The sequence below is a fragment of the Microcoleus sp. CAWBG640 genome (genome assembly GCF_020883015.1).
GTDB classification, from domain to species: domain Bacteria; phylum Cyanobacteriota; class Cyanobacteriia; order Cyanobacteriales; family Microcoleaceae; genus Microcoleus; species Microcoleus anatoxicus.
This window is the reverse complement of sequence record NZ_JAHRFC010000064.1, coordinates 1-26,876: the sequence shown is the minus strand read 5'-3', so window position 1 is coordinate 26,876 and position 26,876 is coordinate 1. Positions and strand designations below refer to the sequence as shown.

16 protein-coding genes are annotated in these 26,876 nt (G+C 44.0%); 5 read left to right on the top strand and 11 right to left on the bottom strand.

What is annotated here, in order from left to right:
* A partial coding sequence (locus AAFP11_RS23425; protein WP_341739192.1) for a hypothetical protein occupies positions 1 to 193 on the top strand: 193 nt, incomplete at its 5' end.
* A 90-nt stretch (positions 194 to 283) separates the two neighbouring features.
* Positions 284 to 928, top strand: a complete 645-nt coding sequence (locus AAFP11_RS23420) for a retropepsin-like aspartic protease (RefSeq protein ID WP_341739191.1) — start codon at positions 284 to 286, stop codon at positions 926 to 928.
* A 54-nt stretch (positions 929 to 982) separates the two neighbouring features.
* Here AAFP11_RS23420 and trpD read toward each other — a convergent pair whose 3' ends face one another.
* Positions 983 to 2,029, bottom strand: coding sequence for an anthranilate phosphoribosyltransferase (gene trpD / locus AAFP11_RS23415; RefSeq protein ID WP_341739190.1), 1,047 nt, complete (start codon positions 2,027 to 2,029; stop codon positions 983 to 985).
* Positions 2,030 to 2,065: 36 nt separating this feature from the next.
* Between trpD and AAFP11_RS23410 the strand changes: the two genes are divergently transcribed.
* Positions 2,066 to 2,239, top strand: coding sequence for a hypothetical protein (locus AAFP11_RS23410; RefSeq protein WP_341739189.1), 174 nt, complete (start codon positions 2,066 to 2,068; stop codon positions 2,237 to 2,239).
* Between the two features lie 382 nt (positions 2,240 to 2,621).
* Positions 2,622 to 5,606 carry a PAS domain S-box protein gene (locus AAFP11_RS23405; RefSeq protein ID WP_341739188.1) on the top strand — a complete coding sequence of 995 codons (2,985 nt, stop codon included), beginning with the start codon at positions 2,622 to 2,624 and terminating at the stop codon, positions 5,604 to 5,606.
* Between the two features lie 240 nt (positions 5,607 to 5,846).
* Here AAFP11_RS23405 and AAFP11_RS23400 read toward each other — a convergent pair whose 3' ends face one another.
* From AAFP11_RS23400 to AAFP11_RS23355, 10 genes are all read right to left on the bottom strand, one after another.
* Positions 5,847 to 6,242, bottom strand: a complete 396-nt coding sequence (locus AAFP11_RS23400) for a response regulator (protein WP_341739187.1) — start codon at positions 6,240 to 6,242, stop codon at positions 5,847 to 5,849.
* Between the two features lie 61 nt (positions 6,243 to 6,303).
* Positions 6,304 to 8,214, bottom strand: a complete 1,911-nt coding sequence (locus AAFP11_RS23395) for an ATP-binding protein (RefSeq protein WP_341739186.1) — start codon at positions 8,212 to 8,214, stop codon at positions 6,304 to 6,306.
* Positions 8,211 to 8,606, bottom strand: coding sequence for a response regulator (locus AAFP11_RS23390; protein WP_340524057.1), 396 nt, complete (start codon positions 8,604 to 8,606; stop codon positions 8,211 to 8,213). Before AAFP11_RS23390 ends, AAFP11_RS23395 begins: the two co-directional genes overlap by 4 nt.
* A gap of 411 nt (positions 8,607 to 9,017) precedes the next feature.
* A complete protein-coding gene (locus AAFP11_RS23385; RefSeq protein WP_341739185.1) occupies positions 9,018 to 14,666 on the bottom strand; it encodes an AAA family ATPase in 5,649 nt (1,882 codons plus the stop codon).
* Between the two features lie 655 nt (positions 14,667 to 15,321).
* Positions 15,322 to 17,091, bottom strand: a complete 1,770-nt coding sequence (locus tag AAFP11_RS23380; RefSeq protein WP_341739184.1) for an adenylate/guanylate cyclase domain-containing protein — start codon at positions 17,089 to 17,091, stop codon at positions 15,322 to 15,324.
* A complete protein-coding gene (locus AAFP11_RS23375) occupies positions 17,088 to 17,486 on the bottom strand; it encodes a response regulator (RefSeq protein WP_341739183.1) in 399 nt (132 codons plus the stop codon). Before AAFP11_RS23375 ends, AAFP11_RS23380 begins: the two co-directional genes overlap by 4 nt.
* Before the next feature lie 610 nt (positions 17,487 to 18,096).
* On the bottom strand, positions 18,097 to 18,819 hold the full coding sequence (locus tag AAFP11_RS23370) for a ribonuclease HII (RefSeq protein WP_341739182.1): 723 nt from the start codon (positions 18,817 to 18,819) through the stop codon (positions 18,097 to 18,099).
* Positions 18,820 to 18,891: 72 nt separating this feature from the next.
* A complete protein-coding gene (locus tag AAFP11_RS23365) occupies positions 18,892 to 21,186 on the bottom strand; it encodes an Rne/Rng family ribonuclease (RefSeq protein WP_341739181.1) in 2,295 nt (764 codons plus the stop codon).
* An 805-nt stretch (positions 21,187 to 21,991) separates the two neighbouring features.
* The gene (locus AAFP11_RS23360; RefSeq protein ID WP_341739180.1) at positions 21,992 to 23,113 is read right to left on the bottom strand and encodes an RNA-guided endonuclease TnpB family protein; all 1,122 of its coding nucleotides are present in this window, start codon (positions 23,111 to 23,113) and stop codon (positions 21,992 to 21,994) included.
* A 224-nt stretch (positions 23,114 to 23,337) separates the two neighbouring features.
* A complete protein-coding gene (locus AAFP11_RS23355; protein WP_341739179.1) occupies positions 23,338 to 26,100 on the bottom strand; it encodes a TIGR03960 family B12-binding radical SAM protein in 2,763 nt (920 codons plus the stop codon).
* A gap of 387 nt (positions 26,101 to 26,487) precedes the next feature.
* Between AAFP11_RS23355 and AAFP11_RS23350 the strand changes: the two genes are divergently transcribed.
* Positions 26,488 to 26,682: a hypothetical protein gene (locus AAFP11_RS23350; protein ID WP_340525455.1), complete on the top strand. Its 195-nt coding sequence runs from the start codon at positions 26,488 to 26,490 to the stop codon at positions 26,680 to 26,682.
* Positions 26,683 to 26,876: the final 194 nt, after the last annotated feature.

Below are 26,876 nucleotides of genomic sequence, written 5' to 3'. Positions count from 1 at the left end.
GAGGACTAGGAGAGCGGGTTGTGCAGTTGAAAGTGACATGGCATCCTTAATTACTGTCGTCTGGTTTCATTCTTATCACTGCCGGGGATTTGATGCTAGCCGGCAAAATACAAATATTATTTCAAATTTCTGCTATACAACTTTCTGTCTGGGAAAGCAACCAGCCTCTATCTGGTCGATCGAACTTTTGTAATACTGATGAGGCGAGGCGATCGCAACGGCGAAATCTATACCAATTGGCGGTTGTCGCTGTTAGGATCGAGCTACAGCATTTCCATAAATTATGACTAGCAAATCTCTGGAGCTTTTACTCTCAAACTTATACAACCATCAACGGCACGCTCCAAAACTACGCAAACCGTTACTGGTTTTAACAGCCGTTATTTCTGTAAGTAGTTCCATCTTAGTTGATTGGGGGTCAAACTCCTCGCGAGCAGTGGCTCAAGAAACTGAGGGATGCTTCATGCGCAGCTCCTCCGGGCGAACTGTCAACTTAAGCCAATCGGTGTGCGGTTTTTTGCCTAAAGAATTGACTCCTGTTGCTCCCACAGCAGCCAAGTCTGGAGTATTTCAGGCAAAAATTAAACGCCGAGAGGCGAATATCCCGGTTATAGAAGTCACCTTTAACGGGATACAAAAGTTCGATATGATGGTAGATTCCGGTGCCAGTGGCACAGTAATTACACCAGCCATGGCTAAAGCCTTGGGGGTAGTTCCCCAGGGGACAGTGCAAGCAAAAACTCCCAACGGAGAGGCTACTTTTCCACTAGGTCGCCTCACTTCTATTCAAGCGGGTGGTTTGTCGATTAAAAATGTAGTTGTGGCAATTTCACCGTCTTTGGAGATCGGGCTTTTGGGGCACGACTTTTTTGGTGATAAAGATGTGACGATTAAGCAAGATGTGATTGAATTTAGAGATAGATCTTAGGAATGAGTTAGTTGTTATTTGTTATTTTTAACAACAGTCAAGAGACTAATAACTTCATTTCAAAAATTCCACCAACTCTTGTAACTTCAACCAAGGTTCTCCACTCAATAAAATTTCCTTAGCTAAAACCACCCCTGCTTGATGATCGCCAACAGGAATTGCACCTCCCACCTGAAGGGCTAAGGACGCATTCAAAGCCACAACATCCATTTGTGGCTCCGTTCCCTTACCCTGAAGCACGTTTCGCAAAATGTCGGAATTTTCTTCAACATTTCCCCCTTTTAAACAGCCGATCGCACAGGGTGTCAATCCTACTTTTCTAGCATCTAAAGTCGTTACTTCTACTTTACCGTTGGACAAAACCGCCAAGTCTGAAACATCTCCCAAACCAGCTTCATCCAACTTTTCTCTGCCATGAATGACTACGGCTAATTCAGTCCCCAACTCGCCCAAAGCTTCGGCAATGATTGATACCAGACTGGAATCGAACACCCCAATTACCTGACCTGTAGGGCGCATAGGATTGACGAGAGGCCCCAAAAGGTTAAAAACAGTCCGTACTTTCAAAGTGCGCCGGAGCGATGCTACAGCCTTGAGTGCGGGATGCCACCCAGGCGCAAATAAAAAGGTGATGCCTACTTCGTCTACTGCCGCCTTTACTTTTTGGAAATCTGCGTTGAGGTTGACTCCCAGTGCTTCCAAGACGTCAGCAGAACCTACTTTACTTGATGCCGATCGATTTCCGTGTTTCGCCACTCGCACTTTGCCGGCGGCGGCGACAAAAGCGACAGCAGTGGAAATGTTAAAGGTGGAAGCGCCGTCGCCACCTGTGCCACAAGTATCAATTAAAGGTAGTGAAGTGGGGGAAATCGAATCCAAATCTCCTGGGAGGGATTGAGACTGCAATACCTGAGCCATGCCCGCTAATTCTGTGGCACAGATTCCTTTGGCTTGGAGGGCTGCTAAAATCGCGCCGGAGAGTACGGGGGGAATGTCTTCATTCAGCCATCCCTGCATCAGGTTGGCGGAGGTGGCGCGTGAGAGAGATTGTTTGTCTAACAATTGTTGCAGCAAACTAGGCCACAGAGGAGAATCAGTCATGGGATTGAAGGATTGAAGAATTGAACAATTTAACAATTGCTCCCGCAACCTGTAGCGTTTGCAGGCGATCGCAATTGGGAACAAGCAGCCCGGTCTGTTTCGGAGAATCGCGATCGAGCTTGTCTACCAAACCGAGAGTCGATCGGGATTTTAGCAGAGTTCCGGGCCGCGTTTTACACCACAGCGCTGAAACTTCTGGCAAAATGTTAGTAGCACTACAGAAAGAACACACCAGCAGTAGTCCAATATGAATTTTTTGATACAACTATTGCCCCTCGGTTGTGCCAATTTTACAGAGCAACACCAGCTTTGTGCAAACTACCTAGGGATCGGCTATGTTATCTATTATCGAAAATAGTTAATAGTCACACAGTAGGTATGCGAAAGCCTAATTAACCATTAAATTGTGACTCATGGCTCGCCACAAATATTGGGTGCATCTGTGTTTTGTAAATATATTCGTAGGGGCGAAGCATGACCGCAGACAATTTATTAGTTATAACCAGAGATTTACTGCGGTCATGCTTCGCCTATGCAAAATCGGGATGCTTCCCAAATATTAAATTAAGATAACAAAAGCAGGGTATAAAAAATGACCACTAAAAAAACCCACATAAAAAATATGTATCGAGAAGAAATTGAGGAGGCACTACAGGAAATGGAAGCCAAATATTACAGTATGTTTGAAAATGCTGTTTCTGGCATTTTTCAAACAACCATTGATGGTCGCTACATCAGCGCCAACCCAGCTTTGGCTCGCATCTACGGCTATAACTCCCCAGCCGAATTAATCACTGGATTAACCGACATTAGCGACCAGCTTTATGTCGATCCCAAACGACGTGACGAGTTTGTTTCAGACCTACAAAATAATGGTAGCGTTTCAGATTTTGAATCGCAGATTCATCGCCAAGACGGGACGATAATTTGGATTTCAGAAAATGCCCGTGCCGTCTGTGATGAATCTGGTAAATTGCTTTACTACGAAGGTTTTGTGGAAGATATTACCCAGAGAAAACAAGCAGAATATGCCCTTAGAGAAAGTGAGGAACGACTGCGTTTAGTAATTGAAGGTGTTAAAGATTATGCCATATTTATGTTAAACACCGAAGGATATGTAGCGAGTTGGAATTCGGGAGCTGAACGGATTTTTGGCTACACTTCTAGTGAAATAATCGGTCAACATTCTCAATGCTTTTACACACAAGAACATATTAAACTTGGCAAGCCACAGAAAAAATTATTGATAGCTGCTGCTGAAGGTAGATATGAAAATGAAGGCTGGCGGATGCGTCAAGACGGCACTAGATTTTGGGCAAATATTATTGTCAATGCTGTGCGTAACCAACAGGGAGAGTTACAGGGATTTTCTCAAGTAGTACAGGACATTACTGAGCAAAAACGGGCGACAGAGGAAAAGATGCGGTTGATTGCTTCTTTGCAAGAGTCGGAAAAAAAGTTTCGCACTCTGTACGAATCGACTAGCGACGCGGTAATGCTGTTAGATGAAGCAGGTTTTTTGGACTGCAATCCAGCAACTTTAAAGTTGTTTGGATGCACCAATGAAACAGAATTTTGTGGTAAGCATCCCTCGGAATTAAGCCCGCTAATGCAACCGAACGGACAAGATTCTGCTAGCTTATCTCAAGAGCGAATTAATACAGCTTTGAAATCTGGCAACTGCCGTTTTGACTGGCTACATTCCCGGTTAGATGGTTCGGTGTTTCCCGCAGAAGTGCTATTAACTTCTATGGATATTTGTGGCAAAATGGGGTTGCAAGCGGTGGTGCGAGATATCACCGAACGGGTGCAGGCCCAAGAGGCTCTGAAGCAAGCTAATGAGGTGTTGGAATGCCGAGTTCAAGAGCGCACAAGTGAGTTGGAATCAGCTATTAAACAGTTGCGTTGGTCGGAAGAAAAATTTTCTAAAGCTTTTCGTTCGAGTCCAGATCCGATGACTATTACTACTTTTGCTGATGGGCGGTTAATTGAGGTTAATGATAGTTTTTTATCGATGATTGGTTATTCTTTAGAAGAGGCCCTGGCTTATACGGTACCACAATTAAATATTTGGGTTAACCCAGAAGAAAGAGTCAAGTTTAGGAGCATTTTGCAAGAAAAAGGTGTGGTTCGCAATCACGAATACGAATTTCGTGTTAAGTCGGGTGCGGTGGTGGTGTGTTTGCTATCAGCAGAGTTGATTGATTTGGACGGCGAACTCTGTATGCTGGCGGTAATGACGGATATTACCGATCGCAAACACGCAGAAGAAGCCCTACGGGAAAGCCAACGAACCTTGGCTACATTGATGAGCAATTTGCCGGGAATGGCCTATCGTTTTCGTAATGACGATCGCAGTGTAGAGTTTGTGAGCGAGGGTTGCTATCAGTTAGCTGGTTATTCTCCTGATGAGTTTATCGGGACTAGGAAAATTTCTCTCTCGGAATTGACTCACCCGGAGGATCGCGATATTTTGTGGAACGCCGTCCAAGTGGCTGTACTGGAAAATCGACCTTATCAACTAACCTATCGAATTACTTCTAAAACCGGGGAGGTAAAATGGGTTTGGGAACAGGGTTTGGGAGTGTTTTCAGAGTCGGGAGAATTGATAGCTTTGGAAGGATTAATTACTGATATTTCTGAACAAAAGCGCAGTGAAGAAGCTTTGCTGCGATCGCAAACTGAGCTAACTGAACAAAAGCAGCAGCTAGAACACACTTTGCACGAATTGCGACAAACTCAAGCCGTATTAATTCATACTGAAAAAATGTCTACTCTCGGTCAAATGGTTGCTGGTGTTGCTCACGAAATTAATAATCCTGTCAGCAGCGTTTGTGGTAATCTAGTTCACCTCAGTCACTACACGGAAGATTTGCTAGATTTGCTCGCTGTTTACCAGGCTCAATTCTCGGAGCCACCGGCAATCATTCAAGATAAAATAGAGGAGATAGAACTAGATTTTCTGTTAGAAGATTTACCAAAAGCAATGTCCTCCATGCAAGTTGGAGCCGATCGCATTCGGGAAATAGTGCGATCACTCCAAATTTTTTCCCGCAAAGACGATAATAAAATGAGCAGCGTTAATCTCCACGAAGGGATTGACGGGACGCTGTTGATTCTCCAAAGTCGGCTCAGAGCCCGTGGTGGCTATCCTGAAATTACCGTAATTAAGGAGTATGGAAACTTGCCTTTGGTTGAATGTTATGCTGGAAAAATCAATCAGGTATTTATGAATTTGATCGGAAATGCGATCGACGCGATCGAGGAGTACAATGAGGGACGCTCCGTGGCGGAAGCTAAAGCTAACCGCAGCAAAATTAAAATTAAAACAGAATTCCAAAACTCCAAGGCTATGATTAGGATTTCCGATAACGGTCCCGGTATGCCGGAAGAAGTTTCCCAACAATTATTCGAGGCTTTTTTTACCACTAAGCCAGCCGGAAAAGGTACGGGTTTAGGTCTTTCAATTTCCCACAAAGTTGTTACCGAACACAATGGTAAACTTAGTTGCGTGTCAGCACCTGGTCAAGGAGCAGAGTTTATCATTGAACTGCCGATCGAACAAATTAGTCAGTAGTCAGTGGTTATTTGTTATTGGTTATTTGTTACCAATTCCCAATTCCCCCCTTGGGGGGGGCGAGGGGGGGGTTCCTCAATTCCCAATTCCCAATTCCCAATTCCCCCCTTGGGGGGGGCAGGGGGGGGTTCTTCAATTCCCAATTCCCAATTCCCAATTCCCCCCTTGGGGGGGGCGAGGGGGGGGTTCTTCAATTCCCAATTCCCAATTCCCAATTCCCAATTCCCAATTCCCCTTACATTATAGTTGGGACAATGCAGATAGAATAGTTTCTCTCAAATCACTTTCCGACCAAGGCTTAAACAAACAAGAATGGAGATTTGCGTGTTTTTTGGCTCGATTAATAGCTGCTTCATCGGCTTGACCAGTCAGCAGGATTTTAACAACTTTAGGGAATCGTTCGTGAACGCGAATCAAAAAATCATCGCCCTTAATACCGGGCATTAACCAATCAGAAATAATCACAATCACTCTAATATTCTCCCCATCGAGTTCCTCTATTAAATCTAAAGCTTCATAGGCATCTTCTGCTGATTCATATTTGTAGCCAGAACCGAAGGCTGTTGATAACTGCATCCTGAGACTATCTAAAACCATTCTCTCATCGTCAACACACAAAATTACAGGTTTCGACATGATTTCTTTTCCTAATCATTTTACATTTAATTGAGTTAAAATGGACTTAATTTTCCGATTACTAAAGTCTGGTAATTGGTATAAAAACACTAAATTTAGTTTGACCCGGAATCGATTCAAATTCTATTTTACCCTGATGTTTTTTAACAATTTTATTGACAATATCTAGTCCTAGTCCGCTGCCTTCTCCTGCTGGCTTAGTGGTAAAAAAAGGAGTAAATATTTGGGATTGAATCTCTTCGGGTATTCCTTTTCCACTATCAGTAAAGCTGATTTTTACCGAGTCGTCAATAGTGGTAACATCAATAGTTAAAGTGCCTCGATTATCCATGGCTTGCAAGGCATTATGGATGAGATTAATCCATACCTGATTCAGTTCATCAGGATAACACAGTAGGGGTGGTAATTCGGCATAGTTCCTAATTACCTTAACTCCTTGTTTTAAGTGATTTTGATAAATAGTTAAAACTGTTTCAATCCCTTCAGTTAAATTGGCTTGAGTCCTTTGACCTGAATGTTCGTAATGGGCATAGGTTTTCAAAGCAAACACTACTTTTGAGACCCGCTCTGTCCCGTTTTGAATAGTCGTCATCCCTCTTTTTATTTGTGAAAGTTTATAGGCTATTTCTAATATTTTAAAACCTTTAGGTTTGGTTAATAGAGGAATAAACATATCAATTTCGCTATCGATTCCCATGATGACCAATATATCGGCAATATTTTCAGCATCTATTTCTGAAAACTCTAATTCTTTCAGTTGATTCCTGAGAGCTTTCTTCAACTTGCGTTCTTCTTTGGTAGATATTATTGATTGTTGGTTGAGCGATCGCCCAAGTAAAGCCATAAACTCTTGGCCTTCCTCTTCGGTAAGGTTTTGAAACAGTACGGGCAACTGTTCTAGGGTAGTAGTCAAGAAGCTGGATATACTCCCGGCGGAAGAGCGAATCGCACCTATAGGAGTATTGATTTCATGGGCAACTCCTGCCACCAATTGTCCCAGCGCAGCCATTTTTTCCGAGTCGATTAATTGTTGCTGAGTGGCTTGTAATTCTTGTAAAGTTAGGGCTAATTCTTGGTTTTTTGCCTCAATTTCTTGATTCATCTGCAAAGCAACATTCTTGGCTTCCCTTTCTTGGGCGAGACGCAGCCGATCGCTTTCTGCTCGTTGGCGATCGCTAATATCTTGGAAAGTACAAATGGCATAACTAATATTTCCCATTTCATCTGAGATTGGTGTCGTCGAAACCTCCAAGGGAATAATTCGATCCGGGTGATGCAATTCCAAATCTTCCGCACGCACTGTTTCTCCTGCGATCGATCGCACAACAGGCAACTCATCACTAGGATATAATTGTCCAGTACCAGCGCGATAAACTTGATAGGTTGGAGACAACTGCTCAATAGTCGTCTCCGGTAAAGCTTCAATCCCTAATAATTCCTTCGCCTTGCGATTAGCGTACGTAGTTTTTCCCGTTGTGTCGTAGACGGATACCCCTATAGGCATCGCTTCCAAAAACTGAGCCAGACGACGCTCACTCGCTCTAAGTTGGGCATTTTGTGCAGCCAACTGGTGTTCTAAAAAATAAATTTTTAACGCTTCTTGGAGGGTGAAATTGAGTTGTGCAGTTACCCAAGGCTTAGGAATATAGCGATAGAGTTGAGCAGAATTAACTGCATTGCTGACTCCTTCTATGGTAGCTTGACCAGTGAGCATGATTTTTAGCGTATTGGGCGATCGCTCGTGAATGCTTCTTAAAACTTCATCCCCTTTCATGTCGGGCATAATATAGTCAGAGATCACCACAGCAATTTCGCATTCATCTGCCAGCAAATCTTCCACTAATTCTAAAGCTTCACCCCCTCCCATAGCAGTTTCAATTTCAAATTTATCTCCAAAATTTTCTGATAATTCTCTCATCAAACTATCAAGCACAGTCCGATCGTCGTCCACACAAATAATCACAGGTTTCATATCTTTTTTAATCCTTCTTGAATACAAGCAATTAATTCCTGTTCGCTCCAAGGCTTTTGCAGATAACGATGAAGATTCGCCTGTTCTTTTGCCCGTTCTACGGCAGCTTCATCCGCTTGTCCAGTCAATAATATTTTGACAACATTGGGAAACTTTTTTTGGACTTCAATCAAAAATTCATCGCCCTTCATTCCCGGCATTAACCAGTCAGACACAATCACAATCACACCTGCTTCTTCCTCTTGCAATTCTTCGAGAATTTCCAGAGCTTCCTCCGCATTTTCTGAAGTCTCATAAACATAGGAATCACCAAAAGCTGTTTGCAGTTGTCGTAGCAAACTGTTGAGAATAATCACTTCATCATCAACACATAAAATCGATAGTTTAGGCATTTTGAGTTCTTGGTAGGTGGTAGTAGTCTAGCAAACTGAGGAAATCCACACAGCCTCTAGTTTATAGTCTAGTCTAGATCCCCCTAAATCCCCCTTAAAAAGGGGGACTTTGAATGCTCTTGTCCCCCCCTTATTAAGGGGGGCTAGGGGGGATCTAGACTAGACTACAAGTGACATTTATTATGGGCTAGCTATTTATCGATAGTTTAGGCATTTTGAGTTCTTGGTAGGTGGTAGTAGTCTAGCAAACTGAGGAAATCCACACAGCCTCTAGTTTATAGTCTAGTCTAGATCCCCCTAAATCCCCCTTAAAAAGGGGAGTAGGCGTTGACTTTGAATGCTCTTGTCCCCCCCTTATTAAGGGGGGTTAGGGGGGATCTAGACTCGACTACAAGCGACATTTATTATGGGCTAGCTATCTATCGGTAAAGAAACAGTAAAAGTAGTTTGACCAGGAATTGATTTAAATTCAATCACACCTCCATGTTTTTCTACAATTTTCCTAACGATATCCAGCCCTAAACCACTACCTTCTCCTGGTGGTTTAGTTGTAAAGAAAGGATTAAAAATCTTCGCCTTAACCTCTTCAGGAATACCAGAACCACTATCAGTAATACTCACCATTATAGACCCATTTTCCTCCCTAGCATCAATGGTCAAAGTCCCTCGGTTATTCATAGCTTGCAAACTATTATGAATTAAATTAGTCCAAACTTGATTTAATTCATCAAAGTAGCAGCTAATTTTGGGCAACTCTTGATAATTACGAATTACCTCTATTCCCTGTTTAAGTTGATTTTGATATAGGGTTAAAATCACTTCAACTCCATCAATAATATTCGCTTCAATGGTTTCTCCAGTTTGGTTAAATCGGGCATAGGTTTTGAGTGCAAAGACAATTTTTGTTGCTCTTTCAGAAGCAGTTTTAATGTCTCGTGTACTTTCTTGCAAACGGACAAACTGGCGCACGGTTTTGAGAAAGTTGTCACACTCGGCATCTTGGAATATAGAGAGAAAAGGCTCAAGCCGATCGCAAATTCCCAAATCTAGAAGCAGATTGGCCACAGTATCAGCCTCAGCAATGCCTTGAGCTTGTAGTTGGCTGACAATAGCTTTCCTCAATTGGCGGCGTTCTCGGCCCGATACAATTGTAGTATTTTGTTGCGATCGCTCCAACATCTCGATAAATTGCTGTTGGCGTTGTGGCGATAGTGATTGAAAAAATGAGGGTAATTGATTGAGATTTTGACTCAAGAAATCACCAATAGAACCTACGGAGGAACAAATCGCTCCCAAAGGTGTATTGATTTCATGAGCTACTCCCGCCACCAATTGTCCCAATGCAGCCATCTTTTCCGATTGAATCAGTTCGTCTTGGGTAGATTGGAGAGTATTTAAAGCCTGTGAAAGTTCTTGGGTACGTTCCTCAACCTTAGTTTCTAAATTAGCATAGAGTTGAGCATTTTCAATCGAAATTGCTGCTTGAGACGCTAAGATATTTAAGACTGCGAGGCGATCGTCCGTAAAGGCATTAGTCACCAGATTATTTTCAAGGTACAGAATTGCGCTCGGCTTTCCTTGATGTTGAATCGGCAGACACAAAACAGACTTTGGTTGATGCTGGATGATATAAGAGTCAGCAGCAAAGGTAGCCTCTGTAGTGGCATCATTTATTACCAGAGTTTCTTGGGTGCGCCAGACATAGTTAATAATTGCGATCGGAATTTCGTTAGAGTCAACAACTGGAGTTGAGTTTAGGTTGCACGATTTACCAGTAGCACATTGAACAGCGAGGAACAATGAATCTCCTTGTATCAAAATCATCGCTCCTGTTTCGGCTCCCGCATTCTCTATCATCACTTGCATCAAAGTGGAGAGCAACTTATCGAGATTAATTTCGCCTGAGAGTGATTGAGATGCTTTGATTACGGTTGCCAAATCCAGGATTTGTGAAACACCTGAACTTGTACCTGTAACAGTTCCACTCATCGTTTGAGCAATTGTCTCGCCTGTCTTTAAGCTCATTTTCTGATTTAAAATCGGCGCAAGTAATTGAGGATAACGTTTTTCTAAATCCTCAACTTTTGCCTTGGCTCCCCAGCGTGCATAGGCGTAGTAAGCATCCGTTAGGTAGACTTGAGCAATTTTCTCTTTGCCCCAGGTTAGATAAAATTTGGCTGCGAGTTCGTTAGCTAGTGCTTCTTCATTGATGTACTCGTTTTCTTTGGCGAGTTTAATAGCGCGATCGTAATTATCAATCGCCTCCATATTTTGACCTAAAACTCGATGTCGTTCAGCATCTACTAAATACAATTTATGCAAATAATTCATGGGAGCATTTTGCGCCCACTGATGCAGAGTAGTTTGATGGGTTTCCACTAAGGCAAGAATTTCAGTTTGCTCAATTGCTGAATCTGTGGGCAAAAGTGCTAGATGGGTAAGGGCGGCATAGAAATGGAAAATGGGAACAAAAGTCGATCCCGATACTCCCATCACATACTGTTTAATTTGGGTAATGTTGTCTAGGGCAGCCGTGTAGTTTCCATAGCAGTAAGCAAGCAGCAGTTTGAAGATGCAGGCACAGGCGATCGCCGTGAATTCATTGTCCTGATAATGCTTGGGAATCATCACCGTTTCATCATAGGCTTCCCCGATTAAGCAATCCGAGTGAATACGGGTTTCCCTCAAGTTCTGCACCGTCTGCTGAATCATATCCAAATAAATTTGAGCAGAATATTGTTTCAACTGCGCCATGACACCCCTGTAACCTGCTATTTCTGCTTCCCAAGTGTCTAGTTCTACCCCAGCGAATAAATGGGTATAAAAATAAATGTATATGTTGTAGCCAGCGTCTACAAAGTCGCCAGTTTCCATGCCAGCCGTAAAGCCATCTTTCAGTGTCGGTAGTGTTGCTAAAAGAGCTTCTTTACGATGCTGAATCCAGCCCCCAAACAAAAGTAAAACTGTGGACTTCAATTCCCGTACATTTAAGCGATCGAGTAAGTTCAGCCCCAATTGCCCATAGCCATAGCCCGTTTCCACTTCTTGAAAAAATGCACACAACACCATCCCGTGCATCGCATACCCCACCGTCGATGCGGGTGCATTCCCAAATTGGAGCGATAAACTCACCATCGTCGAGCTAAGTAGGGGCAGTAAACCGGGCATTCCCTGGAAAACGGGTGGAAACAACATACCAGACAGTTGCATAGCTGCGTGAGTCTGTGGATTTCTCATCACAGGTAGGTCAATTAGTTCCTCAATCTTTCTGTCGCCGAGGTAGCCTGCAAGGGCTTGTAGCGCTTTACCAATCGAAGCTTCATCAGGTGTGGTAGGGAGTTCAATTCCCAATTGTAAGAGTGCGTCTCTGGCGACTGCGATCGTTTCTAACACCTTGCTCTGGGCTGTCTGAGCAGCAATTTTTATTTCGTAAATTTTAACTCGATCTAAAATTGTTTGGGCGTGTTGCAAAACCTGTGCTGCTAGGGTATCCATACCATCAAAGTCAGCATTCAAATAGGCAGCTTCAGCAGCAGCAACATAGAGATTCAGGGTCAATTCATACTGATTCTGCCAGCAGTTAGCCCTCAAGAGTTTAATCCCTATTTGGAGATAGATATTTGCCGCAGCATAAGCAGTTGAAGTTAAGGCTTTACGTCCGGCAATTAAATTTAATTGAGCTAGTTGATCTCGCTCAGACTGAGAGTCAATTAACTCCACCCCCATATTCAACTGGTTGACAATATCAAAAATTTTTTCTTCTCTTTCTGCTTCCGTAGGGGCGGTGCCCCCGTGCCCGCCCTTCCTCAATAGCAGTTGACCAATTTCGAGATGGGTGGACTGTTTCTGCGATTCGGGAATCAGAAGATATGCTGCTTGCTGCACTCTATCGTGCAAAAACTTGTAGGGAACAGATAAATCAGATACTTGTGCAAGTTCCACTGATTCCGAGTCTTGAAAAAATTTGTAGACTTCACTGATGGGAATAACTAATCCTTCTTGTAGTGCTGGCCACAAATCTGCCGCAATTTGCGACTCGGATTTTTTCGAGACAATTGCCAAAGTTGCTAAGTCAAATTCATTCCCTATGCAAGCAGCAAGTTTTAAAGATTGCTGAGTATTGGTCGGCAACTTTTGCAACTGAATTGCCATGAACTCTACGACATCATCAGTCCAAGAAAGCGCTCTCAATTTGGCAATGTCGCACTGCCACCCTCCCGTTGCCCCCCCTTGGTAAGGGGGGGTTGGGGGGGTTATGGGGGTAAAATCAAATGATATAAATCCATCACTTTGCAAAAAAATCAGAAATTTAGTTGCAAAAAAAGGATTGCCTTTGGTTTTGGCAAAAATGATTTCTGTCAAAGGCATTGCCCTTTCTATTGGACAAGAAAAGGTATCAGCAATCAAGCGATTTAGGGAAGGTTGGTCTAGGGGTGCTAAAGTTATTTGGTTGACTGTTGCCGAGTATTTGCGAATCTCATCCAAGGTCAGGATCAGTGGGTGTGCTGGAAAAACTTCATTATCCCGATACGCTCCGATTAACAATACATAGCGGGTATTCGTCTCGCTCATCAACAATTGTATTAGCTTCAATGAAGCCGAGTCTGCCCACTGCAAATCATCCAAGAAAATTACTAAAGGATGCTCTTTTGTTGCGAACACTCGGATGAAGTTTTGAAATAATAGATTGAAGCGATTTTTAGCGGCAGTCCCCTCTAGTTCTGAAACTTTTTTCTGCTTGCCAATTAGGTGTTCTAATTCAGGAATGACATCAACAATGACCTGACCGTTTTCACCCAAAGCCTCAAATACTTTAACTTTCCATTTCTGCACCTGGGCAGGACTTTCAGTGAGTAATTGCCTCATTAAATTCTGGAATGCTTGCACCCATGCAGAAAAGGGAATATCGCGCTTGAATTGGTCAAATTTTCCTTTGATGAAATAACCCCTTTCGCGGACAATGGGTTTGTGCACTTCATTCACTACAGCGGTTTTACCAATGCCAGAAAAGCCAGCAACTAGCATAATTTCTCTGCTGCCTTCGCTTACGCGATCGAAGGCTTCTAATAGGGCTTTAACTTCAGTTTCTCTACCGTAGAGTTTTTCGGGAATGATGAAGCGATCGCAAATATCCCGATTTCCCAACGCAAACTCGGTAATGTTGCCATTTTCTTGCCATTGCCGCCAACACTTTTCTAGGTCATAGCGCAGTCCAGAAGCACTTTGATAGCGTAATTCTGGAGTTTTTGCCATCAATTTCATAATCATGTTATTCACCATCATTCCCATAGCTGGAACCAAATTTATTGGAGGAATTTGCATTCTGGCAATATGACAGTGAACGAGTTCCATGGGCTCGGTGGAATTAAATGGTAATTGTCCTGTTAGTAGTTGGTAAAAAGTAACTCCCAGCGAGTAAAAGTCGGTGCGGTAGTCGATACCTCGATTCATTCGTCCCGTTTGTTCCGGGGACATATAAGCCAGAGTTCCTTCTAAGACTTTGGGATTTTGAATTTCCTGGTTTTCTCTCGGTAACAGTGAGGAAATGCTGAAGTCAATTAATTTAATTTCTTTAGTTTCAGGGTTAATAATAATATTCTGGGGCTTGATGTCTTTGTGAATAATTCGGTTGTGATATAGTCCTTCTAGGGTTTGGACAACCTGAAGCGCGATCGGCAAAAATTCATCTAGCGGTAGGGGCGAAGTCTGGGGCGAGGCCATGTCAGAGTTACTTGATTGGATATTATCCAATTGCTTGGCATTAGCAGTATACTCAGCCAGGGAAACACCACCAACATCCTCCATTACCAGAGCAAAAGCATTGCGGTAGTTTAAGAGTGCAATCGGTTTGACAATTCCGGGAAGGTCAAGATTTTTGGTAATGGTGTACTGATTCCGAAACTGCACGAGTTCGCTAAAAGTTGGATACTCAGTTTTGAGCAGTTTGATAATCACTTTTTGGTTGGACTCAGTAACACCTCGATAAACCTGTGTTCTAGATCCATTATAGATTTCTTCGATGATGTGATAACCGGGAATTGTTAACAAATTATTAGTCATAGTGATGAAGTTGAATAAAGATTATATAGATGCTACAGGAGGCGGAAAACGCTCGATTTGACCAGATACTTACTGCACTACGTGCATTTTTAAGCTGAAATTATTGATTTTGCAAATTTTAGACGATCGCCCGGAAGTTACCTAGGCTATTCATGGTGATTTGAAAATTTTACACCAAGCTTAATTGACAGTAGCTAAATAGTCGATCGCCTTTAAGTATAGCAAGCGCCAAGGCTGTTAATGTGATTTGTTCCTTGCTCCCTGAGCCGAGTCGAAGGGAGCAAGAAACAAAGCGGATTGGCGATTGCTATATTCCATTTAGATAAAATTTGTTTTTAAACATATCACATTTCTAGTTTCTTGTCAAATCACAACAGAACAGCCTGGGAAACCATAGGAAATTTTTGATGAAATCACCAATCGGAGCGATCGTGTAACCAACAACCAACAACCAACAACCAACAACCAACAACAAATAAGTAGAAGGAAGAAGGAAGAAGTCACCCCCCCCTGCCCCCCCCCTAGGGGGGAAATTCAGGAAGAAGGAAGAAGACTTATGCAGTCAGCTTTTCGGTCATCCGTATTTTACGTTTAATTAAGTGGATTTACTTAACAAATAACAAATAACCAATAACCAATAACAAATAACCAATAACTAATCACATCTTTCCAGATAAATCTGAGCCACTATATCGCCAGGATTGTGCTGCAAACACTCAGTAAAAAGTAAAGCCGCTCCACTAAAATTTTTCATGTCATACAAAAACAAAGCCTCGCTAAATACTTGCAGCGTCGCTAACTTACCAGCTTTAATTTCCGGCAAGTCCGCATCAAAAACTTCATAAACAGTCACCATTTCCGACTTTCCTTTTACCTGAACTCGATCGATTTTGCGGATTGCATAATCAGCAGGATTTTTCAAACACTCGAAAGTCGGATGAGTAATCAACAGCGACACCCCATACTTTTTCGTCAAACTTTCAATCCGAGAAGCCAAATTAACCGCATCACTAATCACCGTACCATCCATCCGGCTAGGCCCGCCAACGATACCCAGCATCAAAGAACCAGTATTAATCCCCACCCCAATCTTAATGGGTATATAGCCAGCAGAAGCGCGCTCTTGATTGTATTCAACCAAGGCGTGTAACATGGCTATTCCCGCACGAACAGCATCATCAGCACCCTCGCTAAACAGTGCCATAATTGCATCGCCAATATATTTATCAATAAACCCCCGATTTTCAACAATTAGCGGTTCCATATGACTCAAATAAGAATTTATAAATTTGAAATTCTCTTCTGGCGTCATCTGTTCCGAAAGAGTAGTGAATTCGCGGATGTCAGAAAATAACACAGACATTTCTAACTGCACCGCGTCTCCCAATTTAATATCAACAATACTTTCACATCCCAAAAAACCTAAAAATTCATTGGGTACAAACCGACTTGTCGCCTGAGTGATTTCTAATTCTGCCTCCAGTGCAATTTCCAAATTGCAATTGACTTCAAAGAGTTCGTCAATCAATTTTTTCCGTTCTGTTTCAGCTTGTTTGCGTTCCGTGATATCTTGAAGAGTATTGATAGCATAGACAATTTTGCCATCCCGATCGTAAATTGGGGTAGCCTGAATTTCTACGGGAATAATCTGCTCCCCGTGTCGGACTTCTAAATCATCAGCCACGGAAGTTTCCCCCCTCAATGCCCGGATGATTGGTAAGTTTTCGACTGGGCAATGTTCAAGAGTACCCCCTTGATAAAGTTGATAAACCTCTGACAATTTTTCCGCAGGCATATCCGATACAACTCCTTTACCAAATATCTCTTTTGCTTTCCGATTTATATAGTAAACTTTGCCATCAGTATCAAGTACACCCACACCCACTGGCATTGCTTCCAAAAACTGTGTCAAGCGATTTTCATTTTCGTGTAATTTAGTAATCAGTACCGCTTGCTGGCTGTTTAATGTTGCCAACTCTTGATTCATGCGCTGGAGTTGCGCATTTTGTTCGGTAAGTTGTTTGTCTTTAAAATAGCTATTTATCGCTTCTTTAACTGTCAATTTCAAATCTTCTGCTTGCCAAGGCTTAGTGATATAACGATATAAATTGGCATGATTAATCGCATTGCTTATCGCTTCAACATCCGCTTGTCCTGTCAGCATAATTTTGATAGTTTTCGGCGACACGATATGTACGCGCCTTAATAGCTCATCTCCCATCATTCCCGGCATCATCTGGTCGGAAATAATTAGAATAACTTCAGATCCCTCCTCTCGCAATTCTTGTATTAATTCTAAGGCTTCCTCTCCTCCTTCAGCTATTTCGATTATATAATCGTTATCGACGGCTTCTCGCAATTCTGCTTTGAGCCCCCTGAGTATAGTTATCTCGTCATCGACGCAAATAATTACCTGTTGGTTCATAGTTTATGAGATAAAGCAGATTTAATAGTTTCCCGTAACTCTGCTTCTAACCAAGGTTTAGATAAGCATTTATGAAGATTTGCCTGTTGTTGAGCGCGAGCGACTGCTGAGTCGTCAACTTGACCTGTCAGCATTATTTTGATAATATTAGGAAATTCTTCATGAATACGAATCAACAACTCATCTCCCTTCATACCGGGCATTAACCAATCGGAAATAATTACAACGACGCTAACTTGATCGTCATTGAGTTCGCTAATTAACTCCAAAGCTTCTTCGGCATCTTCGGCCCCTTCATAGCTGTACGCATCGCCAAATTCTGCGGCTAGCTGCGTCCTCAGACTGTCCAACATGATTCTCTCGTCGTCAACACACAAAATCACTGGTTTAGCCATCTATTTTTGCTCCTTTGTCATTAGTCAATCAATTCGAGACTAGAGATTAGAGATTAGAGATTGATATCATCAGTCGCGATCGATCGCAGCTACTTGCGATAGACAACCCTGGAGATTTTCAGATTAGTATCCACTTGTGAAACCATCAAAACCGGAAACTCTGGAAATCCCTCCTGTCACCCATTGGATTAACCAAAAGGCGATCGCAAGAGGTGAGACGAAAATTATCGCTTAATTTAAAACCTCAAATCTGACATCATTGGTATAAAAAAATGAAAATTAGTTTGGCCAGGAATAGATTTGACTTCAATTTCCTCTGGTTTTTTAGTAAAAAATGGCTCAAATATTTGGGATTTTATGGTTTCTGGTATCCCCAGCTCGGTATCAGTAATGCTAATCTTAGCGTGTTGCTATATTTCCTACAACTAAGTATTAGATGTCTCCCCAAAAATAGTCAAGAATAGGCAGGATGACAGTTCCACAGTAATTATATCGTTGACCGTTGCATGGTCATGATTTAACCGCAGAGAGCGCTCTTGACACAGAGTCCGAGAATAGAGAGATGAATACAGGACGATGCTACGGGATTTGATATTACGGGAGATGTCTATTATCGACACGGGCTAAAAGATTTTCGGTGAAAAGCCGATCGCCCGTAACGTTCCAATCCCAATTTATGTTTAGCAGTACCATATCCCTTATTGTTTGTCAAGTCATATTCAGGATACTTAACAGCCAAACGCAAGATTAATTCATCGCGCCACACTTTCGCCACAATACTAGCAGCAGCAATCTGAATCGATCGCGAATCACCCTTCACCATTGTCTCTTGGGCGATCGGCAAATTGGGAATCCTTTGATTTCCGTCCACTAAACACAAATCAGGAGTAACATTCAGCTTCATAATGGCGCGTTTCATCGCCAACAAAGAAGCCTGCAAAATATTCAAACGGTCAATTTCAGTAACCGAAGCCACACCAATTTGACAATCCACAGCCACAGCCCGGATTTTGACAGCTAGCCGACTCCTGGCTGCGGCACTCAACTGCTTACTATCTCGCACCCCACAATTTACCAACTCATCCAAAAGCTCGATCGGCAAAATGCAAGCCGCCGCCACCACAGGCCCGAACAAAGCCCCTCGCCCGACTTCATCCACACCTGCAACGAGCTGGGGAGAGGAAGAGGGGGAGAGGGGGATACCAGTAGAGGGAGGGACGGGGAGATGGAAAGAGGGGAAGAGAGTAAAAATTTCTACTGCTTCTGTCTTCCCTCTGCCTTTTTGCGTCTGCGGTTTTCCGTCGGCGGTTTTCCGTCTTCCTTCTTCCTTCATTAGACATCTCCTAAAAAAACAGTCAAGAACAGGCAGGATGCCTGTTCCACAATAATTATGGGAGAGGTCTATTTATTCATCCAAAACAGCAGAGGAACGGCGACGGCGACGGCGATTGATAGCGGGTTCCTCCGGTTCTTCCGATGGAATTGGTTCCTCCGATGGCATTGGTTCCTCCGATGACATTGGTTCCTCCGATGGCATTGGTTCCTCCGCCTCATCGCTCATTTCCGATATTTCAGACATCGAGGACATTTCCGACATGGGCTCAAAATCATCAGTGTCGTCGTCCATCAGACTTTCATCGTAAATTTCCGTCTCAGCATCCTCAGAAAATACAGGAGAAAATACAGACTCAACTACAGGCATCTCGTCATAATAATCCCGTTCCTCCACCTCCGATCCTTGCGCCGTCGGTGTAAATTCAAGTTCCAACTGCTCAAAGGGCGGCTTAGTTGGGGCTTCTCCCGGCATTGTCACCGAAACGATCGCATTCTTAGGATTTTTCAGACTGCGATTAGTCAGCACCAAAGGAGAAACCCCCATCACAGCATAAACATCCTGTTCCTCAGCCGTCATTTCCACCGTAATCACTTCCGGAGGCTCCACCATCGGCTTCATCAACTCCGACTTAGTGGGACGCACCCGCTCGAAATCTTCGCGCCTGGAACCCGTCATATTCACCAATCCAAAACCCTCGGAAGCAGGGCGAATGCCTGGGGGTGGAAGATATTCCGCTCTCGGCTCTGCAATGGGAGCGCTGGAAGTATTGGGAAGTCGCAACTTGCTGCGTACTGGTTCCTCTTCCACCGGCAGTCCAAAAGCTTCTTCCCCAATCCGGCGACGGCGGCGGCGGCGAGTACCGTTCCCCAAGTCTTGATAACTGGGATGGTTGAGTAAATCCAAAGAAGCAACATTACTACCAGCCTCAAAATCCAAGCTTTCATTCTGAGGTTCCCAAGCAGCCCGCTGGGGTTCGGCTAAACGTTCTTCCCGCACCGATGTGGGACTTGCAGCGGCTACAGGGGCTAAGCTGCGGCGCTCCAATCCTTCGGGTAAATTTAACAACACGCGGTTGGATGTGGCCACAGTGCGATCGCCCGATTCCCGTGCCGCTGGGGCCATTTCCTCTTCGCCAGGGAGTTGCACCAAATGACCCAACCCGTTGCAAGTAGGACAACTGTGGCCGAACAATTCATAAATATTTTGGCCTTGGCGCTTGCGAGTCAGTTCTACCAGCCCCAATTCTGAAAGTTGGGCGATTTGTGGTCGAGCTTTGTCAGCCCGGAGAGCTTTATTGAAGTGTTCGAGCACCTGCAACTGATCGCGGCGGGACTCCATGTCAATAAAATCAACAATAATTACCCCGGCAATATTCCGCAATCGCAGTTGTCTGGCGATTTCTGTGGCAGCTTCGCAATTTGTCCAGAGTACCGTTTCTCGCGCCGTAGCCGATCGAGTAAAGGAACCAGAGTTGACATCTATCACCGTTAGTGCTTCTGTCGGCTCAATAATCACATAACCGCCAGAAGGCAAATCTACCCTTGGTCTGAGGGCTTCTCTAATGGCAGCATTCACCCGGAAAAATTCTAAAATCGAGGCGCGCTCTCGATGATGGTCGATCAAAACTCCCGCAGGCAGTTTGCCACCGTTCCAGCTCATCAACTGCTGCTTGACTCGCTTAATCCCATTTTGCGAGTCCACCACAATCCGATTCACATCACCACTAAACATATCCCGCAGCACCCGCTGGATAAAATCGTCATCGCGGTTGAGGAGTGCCGGTGCCCGCGTCGTACCGCCTTCAATTTGAACGGCTTCCCACTGTTTTTGTAGCACTTCCAAGTCTTCCATGATGGCTTCTTCAGTCATCCCTTCCGCCTCGGTGCGTACCAAAAGTCCCATGCCGGCTGGTTTGACCAAAATAGCCAGGGCTCGGAGGCGGTTGCGCTCGGCTTCGGACTTGATCCGCCGGGAGAGATTGACTCCCCGTCCGTAGGGCATCAGCACCAAATAGCGACCAGGCAGAGTAATGTTGCCCGTGAGTCGGGGGCCTTTACTGCCCGTGGGTTCTTTCATTACCTGTACCAGAACTTTTTGTTGGGGAGTCAAAAGTTCTGTAATTGCTCCCGCCGAGCGCTTGAGTCGCAGCGGGCCGAGGTCTGTGACGTGCATAAACCCGTTGCGTTCTGGGTCGCCGATATTCACGAAGGCGGCATCTATCCCAGGTAATACATTTTCGACAATGCCTAAGTAAATATCACTAACTTGGTGGCTGCCTGTGGCTACCACGAGTTCTTGGATTTGGTCTTCTGAAAAGACGGCAGCAATACGATGCTGCTCTGCTATAACTATCTGCTTAGTCATTCAATTTCCTCGAAAAAATTGTCAGCAAGTTCCAGACACCTACGCTGAATAGTGCCTTTAACTTTGATTTTAATTAGTAGTAACTTCAAGAGTTATTAGCTGTGATTTATTGCAGGATGGAAGGACTGTTAAATGTTGACTATTAACTGTTGACTGTTGACCGTTACAGATAAAGTGCTTAAATCCACCCGTACAGAGTTATGAGTTATGCTTCGCAGACTGAGCTGGAAGATAGAAATAAGGACGCTTTTAGCGAGTTGTAAATATTAGACATCTCCCAAAAAGGCTGTCAATGGCAGGCTGGATGCCTACCCCACAATAGTTACGGGAGAGGTCTCTTGAATTTTGATTTGTGAATTACGAATTCTTTCACTCAAAATTCAATCCTTGCAACTGTTAATTGGAACTCAGCGAATCAATTCAGTGACACCGTACCAATTTCTTAACACACAACTCTACACAAAAAACTGATAACTCCAGGAAGTGGTGGTTCAGGGCTGGTTTTGAGGGAAATTATGTAGGAGTGAAAGCGTAAGGACTTTTGTTGAACACTTGTGCGATCGGCGGATTGCACTCAACTGAATTCAGCTTGCCATTCGACTGCGATTTCCGTCAACTACCAACCCTCAAACCTGGTCAAAAACATCTATTTTTGAATAGTCTGTAAACCCATAGTCAAATGCGGACTATTAGGTTTACTTTGCAGGTGTGACCCTGACAGGCTGCTATACAAATACTAGACAAGTCTAGACACTTGCTTCTTGCTTCATCGGGAGCATGGGAGCGGCTATCCCTCAGCAAGCTTTCACGGTTTAGCCAACCGCGATACACCAGTTACTCCACTTGGGGACACCCTAAGACCGCACTGGCTTAAATTAATTGCTGCGTTCAAATCTCTGTCCATCGCATGACCGCAACTTCCACAGTTGTAAGTCCTTTCTTTTAGTGGCATATCTTGGATATGTCCACAACTTGAACAGGTTTTGGTTGACGGAAACCAACGGTCAGCAATGATTATTTCACAACCAAACTTTTTAGCCTTGTATTCTAACTGACGTTTGAATTCATGGAATCCACAGTCAGCTATTACTTGTGCTATTTTGTGATTCTTTAGCATCCCACTGACCTTCAAATCTTCTACTACTATCCTTGCGTGGTTTTTGCATAAGTAAGTAGTGATTTGATGCAGAGTATTTTTTCTGAGGTTTGCTATTTTTGCATGATGTTTCCCTAGCTGGACTTTAGCTTTTTGTCTATTTCCAGAACCTTTTACCTTTCTCGCCAGAACTCTTGATAATCTCTTGAGTTTTGCCTGATGCGATTTGTAGTGTTTTGGGTTGGGAAATACTACGCCCGTTGAAAGGGTAGCTAACTCTTTTACTCCCAAATCAACTCCTACAACTTCATGACTTTTGATGGTCGGTTCATGATTTTGTTCATAAGCAAAAGCGATAAACCAACTATCGGCAGTACGTGAAATGGTGATTGACTTGCAGGTAGTATGAGGCAATCCCTCGTAAGTTTTCACCCAGCCGATTGTGGGTAACTTTATAGACGTACCGCCCACAAAAATAGGCTTACCGCCTGCATCTATCGTGAAAGAGTCGTGATGTCCTTTTTTCTTGAACTTAGGATATCCACCTTTTTTCTTGAAAAATAAGGAGAAAGAGTCTCCAAGATTGTCAAAAGCGTATTGAGTTATCTTCTGGCAGATTCCTGTTTCTTTAATCCATGTAAACTCAGGTTTCACATGATTGTTGAAGAATTTCTTAAGCAGGTATTTGTTGGGCGCTACTCCATCTTTGTAAAGGTTGCTCCAAGTAGCCAATCCCCAGTTATAAGTAAACCTCGCTATTCCTGCGTGTTTGCTCATAATTGTTGCCTGACTCTTGTTTAGCTTTAACTTTGTTTTGATGGATAAAAGCATTGTTCGACCTCAACACTGGATTTCACCGATGACCCGACAGGGTGCGTTTGGTTGGTAACTTCCCCGAAACATCCCTGCGAAAGCGAGTGTCTTTACTGAGAATCCAAGCTTTTTTGGGAATCGCGCAGGGTTTGAACAAAATGGTCGTAGATTTGTCTATAAGTGTACCACCTTGTCTATTTAATCGCTAGCTAGGTACTAGCTCCACCTTCGACTTTTCTATTCTAACCATAACTCAGGATTAGCTGACTGCGTTGGATATGCAGAAGCTGAATTTCCTGGTGGCTGACTTGTTCGAGCATCCACACCAGATGTTCTGGCTTTAGTACATTACCATCACTGCGACAACTACCCTGATAGCGCAAGACGGCTTTACCTTGGGAGTTACGACTGTCGGCAGATTGACAATCTACCACTTCTAGTTCCTGTAGTCGATCGCGCAAATTGACTTGCTGCGTCTTACCCGACTTGGTAGTATGTTCCCGCCAAAAATCCTCAGCTTCCAAAATCGCCTGTACCCAAGCTTGCCACTGGTCACTAGCAGCGACATAAACAGGGGTCAAATTCTCTGGGTTTGATTCGTCATTTTCTGCCACCGCACCAGCTACAGCCACAGTAATCAGGTATTCCGCAGCTTCTAACAACTGATTGGCAGAAGGAGCCTTAAGATCGATCGCCTCAACCTTGTAAACAGGAATATTTGGCGGCAGATGCGCCACCAATTTTGCCCGAAACTCCTGGGAGTCCATCGACTCAGTGAGTTCAAAATCCACAATTTCCCCTGTGCTGCTAACACCCAGAGGCAGGGCATTTGCCAGAGAAATGCGAGGGTTGGGATGAAAACCGCCGGTAAAAGAAATCGGTAAATCGGCTTTACGGAATACGCGATCGAACAATCGTACCAAATCCAAATGACCAACCAAAGCCATATCGCCCACCTTGCCAAACCACACCCGGAAGCGCTGTTTGCGCTCTTGATTGGGTACAAACTCCCCTGCAAAGGGAGGAATTGGCAGAGGTTCAACCACAATATTGTGTCCAAAGTCAGTGCCACAAACCCCACAGTGGGAACAGCCTTCAAAGGAACAATCGGGGACTGTTGCGGCTGCCAAAGCCTTCTGCAAATCAAGTTTTAGCCAATTTTTGTCTATTCCCGTATCCAGATGATCCCAGGGTAAGGGTTGATCTAGGAGGTGGGTTCCTAATTCATTCCCGCCTTCGAGTGTGCCTTCTGATTTCCCCCCTTGGGGGGGGCTGGGGGGGGTTCCTAACTCATTCCCCCCTTGGGGGGGGCTGGGGGGGGTTACTTCCTTCTCTGCAAACAAATTCCATTCACCACTTTCGACTTGGCGATATTTCCAGGTAAGATCGGATTGGGCGATCGCCACAGTCCATGCCTTGTGAGCTTTATCCAAGCTTTCCCACCACGCATCCATACCTGCACCGAGTTCCCAAGCGCGACGGACGACAGCAGCCAAACGTCGATCGCCTCTGCCGACAAAATCCTCCATTGCCGAAATCCGCACATCGGTGAAATTCACCTTAACACCCTTCATCCCCCGAAACTCTTCCCTCAGTAATTTTTGCTTGCGGGCAAATTCTGTAGTAGAAACCGAGTGCCACTGAAAAGGAGTATGGGGCTTGGGCGTAAAGTTAGAAATTGTCAAATTGAAATTGAGTCGGCGTCTGCCATCGATCCGACATTCCCTACTCAGCCAACGGACTGTTTCGGCGATACCCAGAACATCAAAATCTGTTTCCCCAGGCAAACCGATCATAAAATACAGCTTGATTTTATCCCAACCGCGATCGACTGCCGTTTTCACACCCCTGAGCAATTCTTCATTAGTCAAACCCTTGTTCACAATATCCCGCATCCGCTGCGTACCAGCTTCCGGCGCAAAAGTCAACCCACCCTGGCGAGTACCACCAAGAATATCAGCAATATTGTCATCAAATCGATCGACCCGCTGGCTGGGTAGAGACAGAGAAATATTTTTATCTTTCAGGCGATTTTTGATTTCCATACCGACTGCTGGGAGTGCCAGATAGTCGGAACAACTGAGGGAAAGCAGGGAAAATTCGCTTTGCCCGGTGGCTTTCATGCCCTTTTCGATCGCCTCTACGACTTGTTGAGGTTCCACATCTCGCGCGGGGCGAGTCAACATTCCCGGTTGACAAAAGCGGCAACCGCGAGTACAACCACGGCGGATTTCTACTGTCAGTCGATCGTGTACTGTCTGGACGTAGGGAACCAGGCCGATCGAATAAGCTGGAATGGGAGTCGCCACCCGGCGTAAGATTCGTGGCGGAACATCCGGGCGATTGGGATGGACTGAACCATCAGGGGCCATGTCGTAGAATTGCGGCACATAAACGCCGGGAATTTGCGCCAAATCTAGCAACAACGCTTCTCGACTCAAACCATTAGTTTTACCTTCGGCCAAAATCAAGCCAATTTCCGGCAACAATTCTTCCCCATCACCCAAAGCAATGAAGTCAAAAAAGTCAGCGTAGGGTTCAGGATTGGAAGTTGCCGTTTGGCCGCCTGCAAAAATTAGTGGCAATTCGGAACTTGTCGCTCTTTCTTGCCAAGTTAGGGGAATGCCTGCCAAATCCAGCATTTCCAGAATATTTGTGGCTCCGAGTTCGTAACTGAGGCTAAAGCCCAGGATATCAAATTCGGTGAGCGATCGCCTCGATTCCACTGCAAACAGGGGAGTTTGAGTCGATCGCAGTTTGGCTGCTAAATCTGGGGCCGGCAAATAAGCGCGATCGCACAACTGCCTCGGCCCGGCGTTCAAGATATTGTAAAGAATGATGTGTCCGAGATTGGAAGCACCAACTTCATAGACTTCTGGGTAAGTCAGCACCCATCGCACAGTTGCTGCATCCCAAGGCTGGCGTACAGCCCCCAACTCGTTACCTAAATAACGAGCAGGTTGATTAATTTCTGATGTAAGTAATTCTTCGACTGTTACTGTCACGGCTGGACTCGCTAATAGTTGCGACTCTTAAGTAGCCTACCTCAAAAGCGGTCAATCCGCCAACCAAATTAGATTGGAGATGGGATATTGAAAACAGCCACCCCACCGGATAATCTAGATTAAGTATTTTTTTGATTTAAATTTTTTTTGCCAGATTTTCCGCATAAAAGTATGCTAGGATACTATTTATTATAAATACCAGACAATTTAGCCTCAATTTTACTGATTTTAAAATAGGGATTACCATAACAACCAGCCCCAGAACGACACTTTGGGATAACCAGATCCAGAAAGTAATTGAAATCACTGGTGGGTTCTGATTTAGATCACCTCGGAGATATATAATCTAGATCAATATATAAAATATACTGAGTTCTCCGATCTACTATGCAAGCAACTCATGCTATTCGTAAACTTGTAGAAAAAGCCCTCAATATTAAGCGTCTGACACCTGATATTGAAAATGAAATCAACTACGAACTAACTCGTCTGGGCTACATCTCGGATATTGATTACGAAGCTTTAGAGTTATTAATGAATGAAATGGATGAAGGGCGGGTGCAATTGGTATCTAGCTTTTGACCAAAAGAATGGGTACAAGCCCCGTGCTTCTAGGACGGCTTTAATTTCTTGCTGATTCTATCAGAGAGTTATCAAAAAATTGGGTTGAAAACCCCGTCCTTAAGGACGGCTTTAATTCTTTGGTAGATTTTACCGAGCCTGTTAGAATGGAATAGTAAAACAAAGGACAAAGAATGAAAGCAAGATTCCAATAC